The 1,777-nt window shown below is 68.8% G+C and carries 2 protein-coding genes; both read left to right on the forward strand.

Going from position 1 to position 1,777, the window contains the following annotated elements; all coding sequences use genetic code 11:
* The coding region (locus ACWGIG_RS38745) for a choice-of-anchor Q domain-containing protein (RefSeq protein WP_453326422.1) at positions 1-188 on the forward strand (188 nt) is incomplete at its 5' end.
* Positions 189-271: 83 nt separating this feature from the next.
* Positions 272-1,708, forward strand: coding sequence for a chondroitinase-B domain-containing protein (locus ACWGIG_RS38750; RefSeq protein WP_453326423.1), 1,437 nt, complete (start codon positions 272-274; stop codon positions 1,706-1,708).
* The last annotated feature ends 69 nt before the right edge of the window (positions 1,709-1,777 follow it).

A 1,777-nucleotide genomic window follows, 5' to 3' on the forward strand; every position in this document is an offset into this window, starting at 1 on the left:
GCATCGTCCGGCCGGCCGCCGACAGCCCGGCGATCAACGCCGGAACGCTCCGGTGGCCGCGCATCACCCACGACATCGACGGGCAGCCGCGCGGCCGGGCCCGGGACGTGGGCGCGGACGAATACTCCCGTCGGGCACCGAGACGCGCTCCGCTGACTCCGGCAGACGTCGGCCCGCAGGCCCGCTGAGCGCACCTGTCCGCACCCGTCCGCACCCCGGAGGGCCAGGACCCAGGATCCGCCGGTACGTTCCCCTCTGCACAGGAGGCACCATGCAACGACGCACGTTCCTCAGAAGCACCGCGGTGGCAGCACTCGTCGCCGTGCCCCTCGTCCCCTCGCTGTCGAGGAGGGCATCGGCGGCCGAACTACCGGTCGCCTCCCTGGCCGAACTCCAGAAAGCGATCAACGGGGCCGCACCCGGGGACCGCATCGTCGTCGCCGACGGCACCTACACCGTGCCGTCGGGGAGCTCGATCAAGATTTCCGGCAAGAACGGGACCAGCGCCGCGCCGATCAGCATCGTCTCCAGGACCGGCGGCGGCGTGGTGCTGCGCGGCCAACAGGGCTTCGTCCTGAGCAATTCGAGCAACATCATCATCAGTGGTTTCTCCTTCCGCCAGAGCACCTCGATGCAGATCCCGGCGAACTGCTCGTCGATCCGGCTGACCCGCAACGACTTCCAGTTCGCGAACAACGGCGACCTGGACTGGGTCGTCGTGCGGGCGGACGACACGAAGATCGACAGGAACCACTTCCACGACAAGACCACCGCCGGCATCTTCATCGTCCTCGACGGCCCCGGCGGCTCCGGCTCGACCGCCATGGCCCGGAACCTGCACATCTTCAGGAACCACTTCTCCGACCACAGCTTCGCCGGGTCCAACGGCGGCGAGCCGATCCGGCTCGGAGTCAGTAGCCGGGCGCTGTCCGGCGCCGAGGCGAAGGTGGAGTACAACCTGTTCGAGCGCTGCAACGGCGACCCCGAGACCATCTCGGTGAAGTCCTCGAACAACATCGTCCGGTACAACACCATCCGTAACAGCCTCGGCGGGATCGTGCTGCGACACGGCAACCGCAACCGGGTGGAGGGCAACTACCTGCTCGACGGCAAAGCCGGCATACGCCTTTACGGAAACGACCACCTTATCGTCAACAACTACCTCAGCGGCCTGTCGGGCGATGCTCTGGTGATCGGCAGCGGATCCACGCGCGACCACAACTCGGGTGAGACGGAGACCGAGAGACGGGGGAACGACGCGTGCGACCGCGCGGTGATCGTGCACAACTCCCTGGTGAACAACGCTAAAACGCTCGTGGGCGAGAACCGGAAGTACGAGCCGCGGGACGTGGTCGTCGCCGACAACCTGCTGGTCGGCAACTCCGGCAGCCTCGTCGCGATGGGAGCCACCACCCGCTTCACCTGGCAGACCAACATGGTGTGGGGCAGTGCCACCCACGGCAACATCCCCTCCGGCGGCTTCACCCGGGCCGATCCCCGGCTCGTCCGGGGCCAGGACGGTGTCCTGCGGCTGTCGGCGGGAAGCCCGGCGATCGGCGCCGCCACGCTGGGCAGCGCGGCCGTGGCCGATGACATCGACGGGGACAAGCGCGGCAGCGCGCGCGACATCGGCGCCGATGAGTACGCGACAACTCCCGCTCTCCGGCGCCCGCTTACCGCCGCGGACGTGAGCCCGAACGCCGCATGAACGGCATCCGGGGACGGGGCACGGGTGACCCGACCCGCCCGCCCCGTCCCCGGGTGGAGCACCCAAGAG

Source organism: Streptomyces sp. NPDC054863 (assembly GCF_053610825.1).

Excerpts from the sequence above, each read along its gene's own strand:
- ACWGIG_RS38750 (WP_453326423.1), top strand. The coding sequence starts at position 272 with ATGCAACGACGCACGTTCCTCAGAAGCACCGCGGTGGCAGCACTCGTC.